This window comes from Alteromonas sp. PRIM-21, from assembly GCF_027563165.1.
Classification (GTDB): Bacteria; Pseudomonadota; Gammaproteobacteria; order Enterobacterales; family Alteromonadaceae; genus Alteromonas; species Alteromonas macleodii_A.
In genome coordinates, this window is the sequence record NZ_JADOEK010000001.1 from 894,986 (window position 1) to 910,789 (window position 15,804).

The following is a 15,804-nucleotide window of genomic DNA, read 5'->3' on the forward strand; positions in this document are numbered from 1 at the left end:
CAGTTTCGGCACTCATAAATAAAGGATATATAGTTAATCATGAAAGCGTATACGTATACTTCAGTTGCACTTGCAGTCACGATTTCACTTCTCACAGGATGTGGGGGAGGTGGCGGTTCATCCAGTAACACGCCAGTAGCAACAACACCTACTACACCAACGACTCCCGTTACCTCTGAACCTGAGTGGGAAGCCGGTGTCTATGAGCCACAATCTGAATTTATCGCCAAATGTGAAACGCCAAGAACTGGTATCGACCCTTTTACAGGAAGTGCTTATCCAGATACCCAAGGCACCGCAATGGATGAAAAGCTCTGGCTGCGCTCTTGGACCAATGACACCTATTTATGGTACGACGAAGTAGACGATAACGACCCAGAAAACTTTTCAGTATTGGCATACTTTGAGCAGTTAAAAACCAATGAATTAACGCCAAGTGGCACGCCAAAAGACAATTTTCATTTCTCACAAGACACTGCTGAATATAATGAACTATCTCAATCTGGCATAGAGTCAGGATTTGGTTTTGATTGGGAATCGGGCTCAAACACGGTACCAAGGGAGCTAACGGTGCGGTTCACAGAGCCTGGTTCACCTGCTGCTGCAGCGAATGTGCCGCGAGGCGCTAAGGTCGTGAGTATTAACGGCGTTGATTTCGTTAATGATAATACTCAGCAAGGTGTAAACGCTCTAAACGATGGATTGTTTCCTGATGAAGCGGGAACTACTACGAGCTTTGAGTTTGAGCTGATTGACGGTACGACTATGTCTGTAGATATAACTTCTGCTGATGTGAGCGTAACGCCGGTGCAAAACGTTAAGGTGTTCGATACCGAAAACGGTAAAACAGGTTACTTCCAATTTAATACCTTCATTGTTACTGCGCAAGAAGGGCTGATAGACGCGTTCGATACATTTGTTGAACAGAATGTAACCGAATTAGTTATGGATTTACGTTACAACGGTGGAGGGCGTCTGGCGTTAGCTTCACAGCTTTCTTATATGGTAGCGGGCCCAAATCAAACGAACAATGCCACGTTTGAAACCTTAAGATTTAACGACAAGAACCCAACGACTAACCCGATTACTGGTGAGACCATTCGTCCTACGCCTTTTTACAGTAATGTTATCGATTACAACGCCGGACTGCTTACCGATACTTTACTGCCGAGCCTTTCGCTGACTCGTGTTTACGTAATTTCAACAGATGCAACCTGTTCAGCGAGTGAAGCGGTAATGAACGCGCTTCGCGGCATAGATGTAGAGGTGGTACAAATTGGCTCTACAACGTGCGGTAAACCTTATGGTTTCTATCCAACAGACAACTGTGGTGAAACTTACTTCACTATTCAGTTCCAAGGGGTGAATAATAAAGGCTTTGGTGATTATGCCGATGGCTTTATGCCAACCAATACCCCGAGCTTTGATTTTGAACTGCCAGGATGTGAAGTTGAAGATGATTTTACTGCTAGTTTAGGCGACCCGAATGAAGGTATGTTGTCTGCAGCACTAGAATTTGCAGCTACGGGCGCATGCCCTGAAGTGGTATCAGGCAATGGCATGGCTGATGTAAATGCACTGCGCAGTAATCAAAGCGCGCTAGTAGGTGAAAAGCTTATTCCTATCGACACACCCGAAACGCGCAGAGAAAACTTTATTTTACATAACAAGATTAACCAGCCCGTTATCAAGGAACAAGAATGATGGTTCTATTCGGTAGAGACAAAGCTAAAAGCACCGGGCTGCCAGCTGCTGCCCTTGCTATAGCGCTATCATCGGCAATCGGTTGTGCTGCAACCAAGGAGACTGAGTTGCATAAAGCAATCACTAACAGCACGAGTGCAAGCCAAAAGCAAACTATTGAAAATATCATCAGCAACTGGTTTGGCGGTATACCCATCACTGTTGCTGATAATGTGTTTAGCAAAACTTCAAACATTACAATTGAACGAAAAGCGAAGATAGATAGCAGAGGTTTACCCGTTGAAGGAAGGCACAACAACCCTGTGTACAGCTTTACGTTACTAAGTAATGGCAAGCACTGCTTGCTGCGAAATGATCAAACGGGTGAGCTTGCTAAACTTGAAAATGTTAAGTGCTACCCAAATCACGACTGAATGTAAGCGTATAGCTTGGGTACATAAAGGCTGGATACATATAGGTTGGATCCATAAATAGCTAGCTGAAATACCGCAGTGCTATTGCTAAAAGACACAAAAAAAGCCCGATGTTGAAAAGCATCGGGCTTTTTATTTTTAGCGTTTGTTATCTTAACGTTTCTGCATGCTTGGCTGTTTTTGAGAGCGGCCACGATTGTTTCCGCCGCCATTATTCGCCTTAGAAGCTTTTCCGGAATTTCGATTGGCGGTATTTCCGTTGGCTTGATCTTGCCTATTACCGCTACCTTGCTTATTGCCGTTTGTATTACGACGGCTTTTATTTACAGCGCTACCGTCTCGGCTTTTGCCTTTCCCGTTTTTACCCTGAAACGTGGGTGGAAGCCCAGTATGCTTAGTAAGCGCACGTTCACCGCGACGGCCTTTTTGTGCTTTCTGACGTTTTTCGTCAGCGGTTTCGGGCGGCACAAGGTGCTGAGGACCACGGCCAATTAAGTCTTCGCGCCCCATACGTTTAAGTGCTTCTCGAATTTGCGCAAAGTTTTTCGGGTCGTGATAACGCAACATAGCCTTATGTAGTCTACGGTGAATTTCACCTTTCGCTGACGGTACTTCTTCACTGTCTTTGGTTACTTTACGAAGGGAATTCACTTCGGTGTGGTACATGGTTGTAGCCGTTGCCATTGGCGACGGATAAAAGTTTTGTACCTGATCGAGCTTAAACTTATTTTCTTTCAGCCAAATCGCAAGGCTTAACATGTCTTCGTCGGTGGTACCCGGGTGCGATGCGATAAAGTAAGGAATAAGGTACTGCTTTTTACCCGCTTCCTGTGAGTATTTATCAAACAGTTCTTTAAAGCGGTAATAGCTGCCCATACCCGGTTTCATCATTTTTGAAAGCGGGCCGTCTTCCGTGTGTTCTGGTGCAATCTTCAAATAGCCGCCTACGTGGTGAAGGGCTAGCTCTTTTACGTACTCTGGATCTTCTACCGCTAAGTCATAACGCACGCCTGAAGCAATCAAAATCTTTTTAATTCCAGGCAATTCGCGAGCGCGGCGGTATAAGTCGATGGTTGGCTTATGGTCGGTATCCATATGTGCACATATGCTTGGGTACACGCAAGAAGGGCGACGACAAGTCGCTTCTGCCTTCGGGCTCTTGCAACGAAGGCGATACATGTTCGCCGTCGGACCGCCTAAGTCTGAAATTACGCCAGTAAAGCCAGGTACCGTATCGCGTATTTGTTCAATTTCACGAATAATCGAATCTTCAGAGCGGCTTTGAATGATACGCCCTTCGTGTTCGGTAATAGAACAGAAGGTACAGCCGCCATAGCATCCGCGCATAATGTTAATGCTAAAGCGGATCATATCGTACGCAGGGATTTTAGCATCGCCATACACAGGGTGAGGCACACGCTGATATGGAAGATCAAATACCGCGTCCATCTCTTCAGTTTCAAGCGGCATGGCGGGTGGGTTAATCCAAATGTGTCTGTCGCCGTGACGCTGCATAAGTGCACGGGCGCAACCTGGATTGGTCTCTTGGTGCAAAATACGCGATGTATGCGCGTATAATACCTTGTTGTCTTTTACTGTTTCGTACGCTGGCAGCTTAACGTACACCTTCTCCCAAGGCTTACGCTTTTCTTTCTCTTTTTGCGCAGGCTGAATCACGATAGGCGCAGCCTCTGGTGCTTCACTGCTTTTCGTGTCTTTATCTTGTGAATCGCACTCCGGCTCCATCTGATAGGGGCTTGGAATGGCGTCTATCTTGCCTGGTCTGTCTAGAGAAGTAGAGTCGACGCCTTGCCATTCGGGCAAGGCTTCTTTAACGATGATTGCAGTGCCTCGAATGTCGCGTAAATCAGCAATATCTTCACCTGCCGCTAAGCGGTGGGTTACTTCAACAAGGGGGCGCTCGGCGTTACCAAAAAACAGCATGTCGGCTTTAGAGTCGAACAGTACAGAGCGGCGCACTTTTTCGCTCCAGTAATCGTAGTGCGCAATACGACGCAAGCTGGCTTCAATGCCGCCCGCAATCACAGGTACACCTTTAAAGGCTTCGCGGCAGCGCTGTGCATATACGGTTACGGCACGGTCAGGACGCTTACCGCCTACATTGCCTGGCGTATAGGCATCGTCGTGACGAAGCTTTTTGTCAGACGTATAGCGGTTGATCATGGAGTCCATGTTTCCGGCTGTTACGCCAAAATACAGGTTGGGCTTACCCAACTTCATAAAGTCGTCTTTACTCTTCCAATCTGGCTGAGAAATAATGCCAACGCGAAAGCCATGGGCTTCCAGAACACGACCAATAACTGCCATACCGAAACTAGGGTGATCGACATACGCATCGCCGGTTACCAAAATAACGTCACAGCTGTCCCAGCCAAGGGCATCCATTTCCTCTTTTGACATAGGAAGAAAAGGCGCAGTACCCAGGCAGTGTGGCCAATATTTAGGGTAAGAAAACAGACCGCGGTCGGCCTTAATGGTGGCTTGCATAGTAATCACATCTAGAAAAATCAGGGAATTGCTGAACTCAAAATAGGGATAAGCTCAGATTAAGTGCGTAATTATAGCAGTCTTAGCCAAGCTTAGGTATAGCACTGTCATTAAATAAAAGCGCTTTGTATACTGGTGTTAGTTAAAAAGATAATAGCGCACGTACAGCGTATGTTTATTTACATACGCTTTGGTAGGTGTGCAAACATTAAGAGAATGAATAAGAACATGGCGTATTGGCTATTTAAAACAGAACCTGATGCATTTTCTATCGATGACTTGGCAAACCGTCCTGACCAAACCGAGCCTTGGGATGGCGTCAGAAATTACCAAGCCCGCAACTTTTTACGGGACGGTGTCAAGCTAGGCGACAAGGTTTTTATTTACCACTCCAGCTGCAAACTAGTCGGTATTGCAGGCGTTGCAGAAGTGGTGAAAGAAGGTTATCCAGACACTACACAGTTTAACCCTGAGTCAAAATACTACGATCCTAAATCTAGCCAAGAAAACCCGCGTTGGTATCGCGTAGATGTAAAGTTTGTCGAGAAGTTTTCCAGCGTACTTCCACTTTCTGTCATTAAAGGTATGGAAGGTATTACTGAACTACCTTTAGTTAAAAAAGGCGGAAGGTTATCAATAATGCCGGTACAAGAGGGCGAATGGCAGCAACTGTATGATGCTGCCAAAGGTTAAAAAGCCCAGTATTAGCGCCATGAGGTGAGCCGTAGCAAGGGCAACTGCTATCACTATCTAGTGCAGTCGCCCCAACAAATGTTGACTACTTGCCTAACGCAAATTTGGTGTCGGCGTCGCGCAATAAGAAAAGTGCGAAGCACGCACCCCACATAGGCCATGCGGCAAAAAACAGCAGGTGATTAAAGGCGTCTAGATATTGCGGGAAAGACGAAAGGGTAGAGCCGCCGTGAAGAATAAAAATAAGGCCGTAAGTGTATTTTTTTGCAAGGCCCGCTAAAAATGCTAGCACCAATGCAAGCTGCAATGCACCCATAATGTACACGGCCATTTCAGGTACGCCGCCTATGCCGTAAAATTTTTCGAAAATCGCCATGCCGTGGGCAGGGTTGACAAACTTATCTAGGGTCCAAACGAACATAACGATAAAAATAGTTACGCGAAGAGAAAGTAACGACCACTCAAGTCGCTTTTGAATATCTGTGTTGTTTTGCATACATGCTCCAAAAGTATAATAGTGCAAGCATACTAGAACGATCGTTCAAAATAAAAATTTCATTTAATTTTGTGTTTTTTAATATTTTTTCGAAAATTAAATGTACTGAAATTTTTTGTGACACGTATCGGTCTAGTCGAATAATAAATAAAAATACGGAATCGTTAATGAAAAGAATAATCGGCCTAGCCGTTAGCACACTCGCGCTTGCCATCAGTCAGTCGTTAGCTGCCCAGCAAGCATCAGATATTGAAGTAGTAGAAGTAACAGGCAGTCAACAGAGCTTAAACACGCTAAACCCAGGCGACAATACGCTAAAAGGGTTATTTGGTAGCGGATTAAGTGCAGCAGAAACCCCTCGTGCAGTAACGTCATTGTCGGCAGAAGCGATAGAAGCGCTTAACATTAATGATTTACACGATATCGTAAAGGCAGCCCCTAATGCCTACGCTTCAAGCGGCTTCGGTACACCCAGCTTGCCAAGTATTCGCGGTCAGTTAGGCGAACTTTTTCAAGACGGCGTGCGTCGTCAGGCTGGTAATAATGGTTTTGGGTTACCATTGTCTTTTAATAGCGTTGAACAAATTGACGTTGTGAAAGGGCCTTCTCCCGTACTGTTTGGTAGTACGCAGCGTAATGGGGGCTTTGTTAACCTTCAAACCAAGGTCGCGCCTACCACAGAAAGCAAGGGTAAAGTTACCCTTCGAGCCGGGCGTTGGGATCAGTATTCAGCCCAAGTAGATTACGGCACAGCAATAGAAGAAGGTAAAAGCGGCATTCGCTTCAGTGCTGAGTATCTAGATCACGGCAGCTTCTATGACTTTGCTGAGCGCGATAGTACAAATCTATTTGTTGCATATCGCTATACACCGAGCGACGCACTCACTTGGGATATTAGCGCTGAGTATTACAACACAGACTATCCTGACAACGCAGGTATAAACCGTCCTACGCAAGACCTTATCGACAATGGTATTTATATTACTGGGCAAGGTACTCAGCCCAATGGCAGTTCAGTTCCGGGCGCTGGAGCCATTATTTCACCTACCGGTGAAGTGGTTATTCCCCGCAATCGCGTATTTACTAACCCTGACGACATCAATGGTGCTGAAACCACAGTTATTCGCAGCAGTGTAGAATACAAAATGGCTGATAACGTGGCACTTCGCAATATCACCTATTACCAGTATTTAGAGCGCGAAGAGATAGCCCAAAATAGCTTTGTCGAAATTATTGACGGCGCTGACACCTTCGAAAATCGCACCGAGCTAGATTACCAGTGGAACGATAACCAACTTACTACCGTAGGTTTGGCGCTTCGCTATAACGATGTGCTGGGCTATAGCCAGTTTACAACTGAGGCCGACAATCCGATTGATTTAACCGGGCCTATCTCTAACCGCGTGATCCCTCTTACCGACGCGCAAAAAGCGCGTTTAGTCGAGTTACGTCCGGGTGTATTTGTATCTCCGGGAGCTCAGTATGATTTGGACGGCGATGGAAGCGGCGACTTCAACCTGTCAGACACCACTGATTCCACGTCGTGGCAAACTGGGTTGGCGCTCCAACAACGCTCTACATGGACAGACACGTTTTCAACCATTGCCGGCGTTAGAATAGATTATTACGATGTTGAAGCCCGTGACCCTCTAGCGCCTGAGGGAGTAACGGCCGCGTCTGATACCTATAGCGATACGTTAACTAGTTATCAGTTAAGCGCGGTTTACAAACTCACCGGTGACATCAACTTATATGCTGCGTTTTCCGAAAACGATGCTACATCAAACAGTATGGCGGGTGGCACAGTATTGGGCGGTAATAATGAAATTAACCCGCTTAATTTTGCTACCGAAAATACTCTGTATGAAGCAGGGGTAAAATACGCGCCAACCAGCAAATGGTATGCTGAAGCTGCAGTGTTTGAGCAAACCCGTAGCTTACGCAATCGCGATGGCAGCAACAGCGGCGTAAAAACCAAAGGGTTTGAGTTGCAAATGTTTTATCAAGGCGACGATGTATGGGTCAATGCTGCCTACAGTTATTTAGACGCTCGCTTCGATGACTCTGCAGCGTTTCAAGGCACGGCTCAGGTGATAGACGCGTTTGATAACAGTCGTCCAGATATTATTGAGGGCACGGGTGTGGGATCGCCGTCGTTTGCCGCGTTCCCTGCATCGAACAGCCGAGTGCAAGGTATTCCTCCACAAATAGCATCCATTAATGCTGGCTGGCAGGTAACTGAAGATGTTCAACTTGGTGCGAGTGCTCTATACACCAAGTCTTTCCCGTTAGACTTTTTACAGACCGTGCATATTCGCGACCAGTACACTATAGACTTAAATGCTGATTACCAAGTTAGCGATGATCTTCGTTTACGCTTAGATGTTATTAACGTTACTGATGAAGAAAATTGGCAGCCGCTTTTTGAAGGCGGATATTTTGGCGCGACTCTGGTTATGCCAAACGTGCCTCGTCACGCTCAAGTTACCATGCAATACGCGTTTTAAGCGCTAAGGATTTTTATGTTTAAGAAAATAGCGCTTTTGGGGGTTATTGCCGCCGCTATATTTAGCTTTTTCTATTTTGATTTGAATAGCTATCTAACCCTTCAGGGGATGAAGGACTCACTTGATACGTTTCAAGCGCAAATAGAAGAAAACCCTGTATTAAGCATTGGGGTGTTCTTTGCTATTTATGTGGCGGTTACTGCACTGTCGCTACCTGGTGCGGCAATTTTGACCCTTGCTGCAGGTGCACTGTTTGGGCTGGCGCAGGGCTTAGTTATTGTGTCTTTCGCGTCAAGTGTAGGCGCTACGTTAGCTTTTTTAGTCGCGCGCTTCATTCTACGAGATACCGTACGCAACAAGTTCAAAGAAAAGCTTAAAAAGATAGATGAGGGCGTAGAAAAACAAGGCGCGTTTTACTTGTTTACACTGCGTTTAGTACCGGTATTTCCGTTCTTTTTAATCAACCTGTTAATGGGGCTGACGTCACTTAAAACCTGGACATTTTACTGGGTAAGCCAAATAGGCATGCTTGCTGGCACCGCTGTTTATGTAAACGCAGGTACGCAACTGGCGCAAATTGACAGCCTGTCAGGCATCGTATCGCCTGGACTTATCTTTTCATTTGTTCTGCTAGGTATATTTCCATGGATAGCTAAAGGCATTGTGGCAATAGTGAATCGCCGTCGCGTATACAAAGGCTACAACAAACCAAAGAAATTTGACCGTAATCTAGTGGTGATCGGCGCCGGTGCAGGTGGGTTGGTTACCAGCTATATTGCTGCAGCGGTGAAAGCAAAAGTAACGCTGGTAGAAGCAGGAGAAATGGGGGGCGACTGCCTTAATTATGGCTGCGTGCCCAGTAAAGCCATTATAAAAACGGCGAAAGTAGCTAACCAAATGCGCCAAGCCGATAACTATGGTTTAGAGCCGGTAACACCAGCGATGTCGTTTAAAAAAGTGATGGCCCGCGTGCATGAAGTTATTGCGGCTATCGCGCCCAACGACAGTGTAGAGCGTTACACCAGTTTAGGGGTGGATGTAGTGAAAGGCTATGCAAAGATCATTGACCCCTGGACAGTAGAGATTAAAAAGAATGATGGCGGTACCCAAACGCTAACAACAAAGAACATTGTTGTAGCCACGGGGGCAGCGCCTTTTGTTCCTGACCTGCCTGGTATTGAACAAAGCGGTTATGTCACTTCTGACACCTTATGGTCTAAATTTGCAGACCTTGAAGAATCGCCAAAGCGTTTAATTGTGTTGGGTGGTGGGCCTATTGGCTGTGAACTGGCGCAGGCATTTTCTCGTCTCGGCAGTGAGGTTACACAAGTTGAACGTGCGCCACGTTTAATGGGTAAGGAAGATGCTGACGTAGCTGAATATTCTGAATCTGTACTTCGTGAAAGCGGAGTGAATGTTTTGACATCTCATGACGCACTACGCTTTGAGACGAAAGACGGTGAAAAAGTATTAGTGGTTGCTAAAGAAGGTGTTGAGTCTACTATCGCCTATGACGAAGTGATTGTGGCTGTTGGTCGAAAAGCGCGCCTTAATGGTTTTGGTCTTGAAGATTTGGGAATCCAGTTCGATAGAACCATAGAAACCGATGAATACTTGCAAACCCTTATGCCAAACATCTTTGCAGCAGGTGATGTGGTAGGCCCTTATCAGTTTACCCACGTAGCCTCGCATCAGGCATGGTATGCGGCGGTTAACGCACTTTTCGGCACATTTAAAAAGTTTAAAGTGGATTATCGCGTTATTCCTTGGACAACCTTTATCGACCCTGAAGTGGCGAGGGTAGGTCTTAGTGAGCGAGATGCTGCAGAACAAGATATTGATGTGGAAGTAACGCGCTACGAATTTGCCGAACTCGATCGTGCGGTGGCCGAGAGTGCGCGTAAAGGTTTCATTAAGGTGCTTACGCCGCCGGGTAAAGACAAAATATTGGGTGTAACCATTGTCTCTGAGCACGCTGGTGATTTGCTGTCTGAATTCGTTATTGCCATGAAACACGACTTAGGTCTTAACAAAATTCTTGGCACTATCCACGCTTACCCTACGTGGGCAGAAGGTGCGAAATACGCAGCGGGGAACTGGAAGCGCGCTAATGCTCCTGAAAAACTTTTAAGCTACGTTGAGAAATTTCACACATGGCGCAGAGGGTGATAGAGGTGAAAACTACGCTAACTACTTTTATATGTAAAATCGCCCGTTTATCACGTAATAGTGCAGTAGCACGTGGTATTGCAGCAGGCAGCCTAGCGCTGTTTGCTGCAAGCGCAAGTTTCTATGCTAATGCTGAAGAGGGCCTACATAGCACGTTTGATAATTTGTTAGGTAAGTACGTCACGCCAATTTCTAACGGCGTAAGTACACAGGTAAATTACGACGGCTTTAAAAAAGAGCGGAATACACTTAACGAGTATTTAGCGCGCTTATCTAAGGTTGAGCAAAGCAGATTCGACTCATGGGGTAAAGATAAACAGCTCGCTTTTCTTATTAATGCTTACAACGCCTATACCATTGAGCTTATTTTAACTGAGTACCCAGCTATTGACTCTATCCGAGATTTAGGAACTTTCTTTTCTTCGCCTTGGAAAAAAGAGATAGCCCCGCTGCTTGGTGAAACTCGCACTTTAGATGAAATTGAACACGAACTTATCCGCGGTACAAACCAAACCACAAAAACCTATAACGAGCCTCGCATTCATTTTGCGGTGAATTGTGCCAGCGTAGGTTGCCCAGCGCTTCGTGAAGAAGCATACACAGCAGACAAACTAGATTCGCAGTTAGAGGCACAAACTAAGCGGTTTTTGGCTGACACCTCTCGCAACAATATGAGCGATAACACACTCTATCTATCAAAAATATTTGATTGGTACAGTGAGGATTTTGAAGGTAAAAATGGCGAGTGGCGCGATACGTCGACGCTTAATGAGTTTATTTTGCTGTATAAAGACGCAATGCAATTAACTGAAACGCAAGTTTCTGCGTTAAAAAATGACACTGCGGATATCGAATATCTAAACTATGACTGGGCGCTTAATGCGGCACAGTAGCGCTAACATTAACGCTAACGGCAGTACCTTAAATGCTTCCCAAATGAATTCAGAGTGGCAAGCTGCGGGACAGTTAAGTACAAATAGACCCTTGTTTACTCCCATGCAGGTACTCTTTTTTACCTGCATGGTCATTTTTTCGGTATTTGTTGTAGGCCAGCCCGCGGTGGGCCAAACCAACGATGAAGCAGCCAACGAAAAAACGCCTCTTGTTCGATTTCATGCCTGGGGTGGTAGCGCCCAGGTCAATGGCTACCTTCAGTGGGTAGCCGAGCAAGTTAAAACTCGCTTTAACATAGAACTTCAACATGTGAAGCTGGCCGACACTAGTGATGCGGTTTCTCGCGTGCTTGCTGAAAAGGCGGCGGGAAATCACAAAAACGGGAGTGTTGACCTTATATGGATAAATGGCGAAAACTTCGCTGCGATGAAAAAGCACGACCTGCTAAGTACTTCGTGGGTAGGAGAACTTGACAACTTTAGCCTAACTAACCCTGATCAAAACCCCGCTGTAACAACAGATTTTGGTGAGCCTACTTTAGGAATGGAGGCGCCTTGGGGCAAAGCCTCTATGGTTTTTTACTATCGTAGCTTACACTTAAATACGCTAGGGCTTATGGCGCCGAAAACCATTGAAGAGCTTCTACGATTTAGCCAGAAATCCCCAGGTAGGTTTACCTATCCAGTACCGAGCGATTATTTAGGTATTAGTTTTATTAAGTATGCAGCGCTTGCACTTAATAAAGATAAGTTAAGCCTTTTTTATCAGCCATCGAATGATAAATCGCTCAATGCGGTTTTACCTAGTTTGTGGACGTATCTTGATGCGCTGCATCCTACTATGTGGCAACAGGGTAAGCACTTGTTACGTCAAGCCTCCCAATTACAACGTTTGGTGGGTACAGGTGAGCTTTCAATGGCCTTCTCTTTTACCGCTTCAGAAATTCCTTCGGCGGTAACTCGTTTCGATTTACCTGACGATGTTCGTACCTATGTTATGCAAGACGGCAGCCTGGCGAATGTCCATTTTGTGGGCCTTACTTATAACTCAAAAAACAAAGCGGCGGCCAAAACGGTGGTCAACTTCCTGCTCTCTCCACAGGCACAAGCTAAAAAACAGAAGGTAGAAGTGTGGGGCGACGACACGGTGCTTGATATTGAAAGCCTTTCAGCGCCAGATCAAGCACTGTTTGTTGAAAGTAACACTCACCCATCAGCGTTAGATAAATCGCAAGCTACTATACTGCTGGCCGAGCCTCATTCAAGCTGGACCGATGCGCTGCGAGAGGCATGGTACGAACGCTATGGAGCGCGCTATTGATGTTCGCTCAATTTACGCAAGTTGCACGCTGGTGCTTATTACTTTTACTGTGCATCCCTGTTTTGGCTGGGTTGGTTGGCGTAGCGTTTCCGGCGTTAGGCTATTTTCCTGCCATAGGCGCAAACAGCTTTTCACTAGACGTTTTTAAAACGCTTTTTAGTCTTGATGATATTTGGCAAATGGTGTGGCTTTCACTTTTTACTGGGGTGGGGTCTACATTACTGGCGATGGCCGGTGCGTTTTTATTATTAGCTTCGTTTTATCAATCGAATTGGCTTAACAAAATTCAAGGTTTATTAAGCCCGTTTCTTGTTTTTCCTCACGCCGCTGCAGCCATTGCTTTGCTATTTGTATTCAGCCCGTCAGGCATATTTGCTCGAATAACCGCGCTAGGAACAAATACGGTTATTCCTGGTAGTAGCGACGCTTTTTTCCCTTACGATCCGTATGGGCTAAGTGTACTACTGGCATTAAGTTTAAAAGAACTGCCGTTCATTCTTTTAATGGCGTTAAGCGTGATGTCGCAGCCATTAGTGAAAAGTAAACTTTCTGGCTATATCAAAGTGGGCACGGCGCTTGGCTATTCCCCCGTGGCAACCTTTTTTAAGCTTGTAATGCCCACTGTCTTCACACAAATCAGATTACCTATATTAGCAGTCTTGGTCTTTGCCACCTCTAACGTGGAAATTCCGCTTATATTAGGAGGGAATAACCCCAGCACTTTAGCCGTAGCCATTATGCATTGGTTTAATCATATCGATTTATCTATGCGCCTTTTGGCAAGCAGTGCAGCCGTGCTTCAGGTTGCCGTTAGTGGTTTGGCTTTACTTCTGTTGTTAGGTGTTGAACGTATAGTGAAATATGTGGGAAGAAAAAGGCTTGCCAAAGGGAACCGGCGCTTTTTTGATCGCCTTGTGCAAGGCGCCGCTTATAGTACTGTAGCGCTATACATTGCTTTGATTGGCGCGGTGGTTTATTCGGTACTTGTGTACTCAATCGCTAAGCAGTGGTACTACCCTGATTTATTGCCAGAAGGTGCCACACTATTGCATTGGCGAACAGCACTTGAAACGCTTGCAACGCCACTTTCTAACAGTTTATTACTGGGCATATTGGTAAGCACCTCAGCATTGGGGTTAGTACTATTTACACTTGAAAGTGAGCTGCTCAAACCTGCAGGTATAAATGCTAACAGGGCGTTTTCTATCTCGTTATTTTTGCCGCTATTGGTCCCTGGTGTGGCTTTTTTATATGGACTGGTTTGGTTCCAGCAGCTCTTGCTGCAAGACGCTGTTTGGTTTCATACCTACATCGCCCATATGGTTTATGTCGTGCCCTACGTGTTTTTGTCTATGGCGGTAGCCTATCGCAAATTCGATATACGATACGCAATGGTTGCACAAAGCCTAGGCAAAACGCCTTGGCAAGTGTTCTACCATATTAAATTACCATCTTTGTTTTCAGCCATTATGGTGGCGTGGGCGCTGGGGCTCGCTATTAGCTTCAGCCAATACTTACCAACGTTATTGGCCTCGGGGGGCACTATTGCCACTATCACTACAGAAGCCGTGGCTTCAGTGTCGGGAAGCAGTACGCGCTTAACGGCGGTATTCGTTATTATCCAAGCGATTATGCCTTTAGTTGGCTTTATGATGGCGTGGTATTTACCTGCCGCGTTAGTAAAACCAAGCAACAAGTTACGTACATCAGAGAAAAAGAGTAGAGCAGTATTACATGGCGCTTAGTTTAGAAAACCTAGTGGTTTCTCATGCACAAAACACACTATTCAAAGTGAATGTATGTGTGAAAGACGGAGAGATTTTAACGGTAATGGGGCCAAGTGGGGCTGGAAAGTCTACTTTGCTGCAGGCAATTACCGGCCAACTTCATGGGCCGTTTAGTTTTAGCGGTATCATCAAAATTAACGGCGTTGTAGTAAACGATAAGGCGGCTCATTTACGTAAAGTAGGCATTATGTTTCAAGACGCCTTGTTGTTTGAGCACATGACGGTTGCGGAAAATATTGCCTTTGCCATGCCTAAAGACAGTCACGCAAATCGAAAGGCTAAAATGGAGGCTATCGAAGAAATGCTTAGCGCTGTCGACTTGGCAGGCACAGGGGAGCGCGCAGTCACTTCATTATCAGGCGGGCAGCAATCCCGTGTTTCTCTACTAAGAACACTAGCTTCGCAACCTGACGTCGTATTGTTAGACGAGCCATTTAGTAAGCTAGATTTCGCCCTTCGTGAGCAAATTCGAAGCTGGACTTTTAAGCAGCTTAAAGCGCGAAATATTCCCGCAGTACTTGTAACACACGATAAAGAGGACGCCCTGGCTGCCGGCGGTCAAATAATAGAGTTATCATCATGCTAGACGCGAAAATCACCCCTTTTATTAAACCGCTATTAAAGCCTTTGATCACAGCACTGAATGCAAGAGGCATCGCTCCGAATCAAGTTACCGTGGCAGGCTTTGTTTTAGGTATTCTTGCCGTCCCCTTTATTATTCTTAACTGGTGGGGAATGGCACTTAGCTGCATTATACTTAACAGAGTACTTGACGGTATTGACGGTGAGTTAGCGCGCTATCAACAAAGTAGCAGCAGTGCAGGTGGGTTTCTTGATATATGCCTAGACTTTTTGTTTTATGCATCTATTCCGTTAGCATTTGGTATTGCTGACCCTAATAACTGGGGCATACCCGCAATGGTGCTACTTGCCACGTTTATCGGTACGGGCAGTAGCTTTTTGGCATTTGCCATTGCAGCTGAAAAATTTCATATCGACAGGCCACAGTTCGCTAATAAGAGCTTTTATTACATGCAGGGGTTAACAGAAGGAACAGAAACAATCATCGTGTTCCTTGGTTTTTGCATTTGGCCCCAGCATTTCGCGGTACTTGCTTATATTTTTGCTGCTGCTTGCGCGGTAACGGTTGTCACTCGAATTGCGGGTGGGTTCAGCACCTTAAATAAAGTAGAACTAGAACAAAGACAATGTTCGACAAATGATGAGATTTAGGGCGTTACAACTGAAAAGTGGAAGGCGTCTAAACTGCGCCTTTTCTATGCACAAAGCGTAATTAGTCGTTAAGAAGTAAA

The 15,804-nt window shown here is 45.7% G+C and carries 12 protein-coding genes; 10 read left to right on the forward strand and 2 right to left on the reverse strand.

The genetic code is table 11. The features are described 5' to 3' along the window. The first annotated feature begins 39 nt into the window (after nucleotides 1-39). Entirely contained in the window at nucleotides 40-1,704 is a 1,665-nt protein-coding gene (locus tag IW644_RS03825; protein ID WP_269916465.1) for a S41 family peptidase, read from the forward strand. After that, complete coding sequence (locus tag IW644_RS03830; RefSeq protein ID WP_269916466.1) at nucleotides 1,701-2,117, forward strand: hypothetical protein; 417 nt, start codon at nucleotides 1,701-1,703, stop codon at nucleotides 2,115-2,117. Before IW644_RS03825 ends, IW644_RS03830 begins: the two co-directional genes overlap by 4 nt. A 153-nt stretch (nucleotides 2,118-2,270) precedes the next feature. Here the strand turns inward: IW644_RS03830 and IW644_RS03835 are convergent, their stop codons facing one another. Next, complete coding sequence (locus IW644_RS03835) at nucleotides 2,271-4,625, reverse strand: YgiQ family radical SAM protein (protein ID WP_269916467.1); 2,355 nt, start codon at nucleotides 4,623-4,625, stop codon at nucleotides 2,271-2,273. Nucleotides 4,626-4,853: 228 nt separating this feature from the next. Here IW644_RS03835 and IW644_RS03840 point away from each other — a divergent pair, with 228 nt between their 5' ends. Beyond that, on the forward strand, nucleotides 4,854-5,318 hold the full coding sequence (locus tag IW644_RS03840) for an EVE domain-containing protein (RefSeq protein WP_269916468.1): 465 nt from the start codon (nucleotides 4,854-4,856) through the stop codon (nucleotides 5,316-5,318). A gap of 85 nt (nucleotides 5,319-5,403) precedes the next feature. Here the strand turns inward: IW644_RS03840 and IW644_RS03845 are convergent, their stop codons facing one another. Next, entirely contained in the window at nucleotides 5,404-5,814 is a 411-nt protein-coding gene (locus tag IW644_RS03845) for a hypothetical protein (protein ID WP_179983246.1), read from the reverse strand. Nucleotides 5,815-5,981: 167 nt separating this feature from the next. Here IW644_RS03845 and IW644_RS03850 point away from each other — a divergent pair, with 167 nt between their 5' ends. From IW644_RS03850 to IW644_RS03880, 7 genes are read left to right on the forward strand one after another with little or no spacing between them, the layout of a single operon-like run. Then, nucleotides 5,982-8,321 (forward strand): TonB-dependent receptor, encoded by a 2,340-nt coding sequence (locus tag IW644_RS03850; RefSeq protein ID WP_269916469.1) that lies wholly within the window; start codon nucleotides 5,982-5,984, stop codon nucleotides 8,319-8,321. Nucleotides 8,322-8,336: 15 nt separating this feature from the next. After that, a complete protein-coding gene (locus IW644_RS03855) occupies nucleotides 8,337-10,490 on the forward strand; it encodes an FAD-dependent oxidoreductase (RefSeq protein WP_269916470.1) in 2,154 nt (717 codons plus the stop codon). Nucleotides 10,491-10,519: 29 nt separating this feature from the next. After that, a complete protein-coding gene (locus IW644_RS03860) occupies nucleotides 10,520-11,383 on the forward strand; it encodes a DUF547 domain-containing protein (RefSeq protein WP_442864424.1) in 864 nt (287 codons plus the stop codon). Next, a complete protein-coding gene (locus IW644_RS03865) occupies nucleotides 11,370-12,704 on the forward strand; it encodes an ABC transporter substrate-binding protein (protein ID WP_442864415.1) in 1,335 nt (444 codons plus the stop codon). The genes IW644_RS03860 and IW644_RS03865 overlap by 14 nt, the downstream gene beginning before the upstream one ends. Next, nucleotides 12,704-14,449: an ABC transporter permease gene (locus tag IW644_RS03870; RefSeq protein ID WP_269916472.1), complete on the forward strand. Its 1,746-nt coding sequence runs from the start codon at nucleotides 12,704-12,706 to the stop codon at nucleotides 14,447-14,449. The genes IW644_RS03865 and IW644_RS03870 overlap by 1 nt, the downstream gene beginning before the upstream one ends. Continuing rightward, the gene (locus tag IW644_RS03875) at nucleotides 14,439-15,077 is read left to right on the forward strand and encodes an ATP-binding cassette domain-containing protein (RefSeq protein WP_269916473.1); all 639 of its coding nucleotides are present in this window, start codon (nucleotides 14,439-14,441) and stop codon (nucleotides 15,075-15,077) included. Before IW644_RS03870 ends, IW644_RS03875 begins: the two co-directional genes overlap by 11 nt. Next, nucleotides 15,071-15,724 carry a CDP-alcohol phosphatidyltransferase family protein gene (locus tag IW644_RS03880; RefSeq protein ID WP_269916474.1) on the forward strand — a complete coding sequence of 218 codons (654 nt, stop codon included), beginning with the start codon at nucleotides 15,071-15,073 and terminating at the stop codon, nucleotides 15,722-15,724. Before IW644_RS03875 ends, IW644_RS03880 begins: the two co-directional genes overlap by 7 nt. Nucleotides 15,725-15,804: the final 80 nt, after the last annotated feature.

What these genes read in the sequence shown, in the direction of transcription:
- IW644_RS03825 (WP_269916465.1), top strand. Translation starts at nt 40, where the DNA reads ATGAAAGCGTATACGTATACTTCAGTTGCACTTGCAGTCACGATTTCA.
- IW644_RS03830 (WP_269916466.1), top strand. Translation starts at nt 1,701, where the DNA reads ATGATGGTTCTATTCGGTAGAGACAAAGCTAAAAGCACCGGGCTGCCA.
- IW644_RS03835 (WP_269916467.1), bottom strand. Translation starts at nt 4,625, where the DNA reads ATGCAAGCCACCATTAAGGCCGACCGCGGTCTGTTTTCTTACCCTAAA.
- IW644_RS03840 (WP_269916468.1), top strand. Translation starts at nt 4,854, where the DNA reads ATGGCGTATTGGCTATTTAAAACAGAACCTGATGCATTTTCTATCGAT.
- IW644_RS03845 (WP_179983246.1), bottom strand. Translation starts at nt 5,814, where the DNA reads ATGCAAAACAACACAGATATTCAAAAGCGACTTGAGTGGTCGTTACTT.
- IW644_RS03850 (WP_269916469.1), top strand. Translation starts at nt 5,982, where the DNA reads ATGAAAAGAATAATCGGCCTAGCCGTTAGCACACTCGCGCTTGCCATC.
- IW644_RS03855 (WP_269916470.1), top strand. Translation starts at nt 8,337, where the DNA reads ATGTTTAAGAAAATAGCGCTTTTGGGGGTTATTGCCGCCGCTATATTT.
- IW644_RS03865 (WP_442864415.1), top strand. Translation starts at nt 11,370, where the DNA reads ATGCGGCACAGTAGCGCTAACATTAACGCTAACGGCAGTACCTTAAAT.
- IW644_RS03870 (WP_269916472.1), top strand. Translation starts at nt 12,704, where the DNA reads ATGTTCGCTCAATTTACGCAAGTTGCACGCTGGTGCTTATTACTTTTA.
- IW644_RS03875 (WP_269916473.1), top strand. Translation starts at nt 14,439, where the DNA reads ATGGCGCTTAGTTTAGAAAACCTAGTGGTTTCTCATGCACAAAACACA.
- IW644_RS03880 (WP_269916474.1), top strand. Translation starts at nt 15,071, where the DNA reads ATGCTAGACGCGAAAATCACCCCTTTTATTAAACCGCTATTAAAGCCT.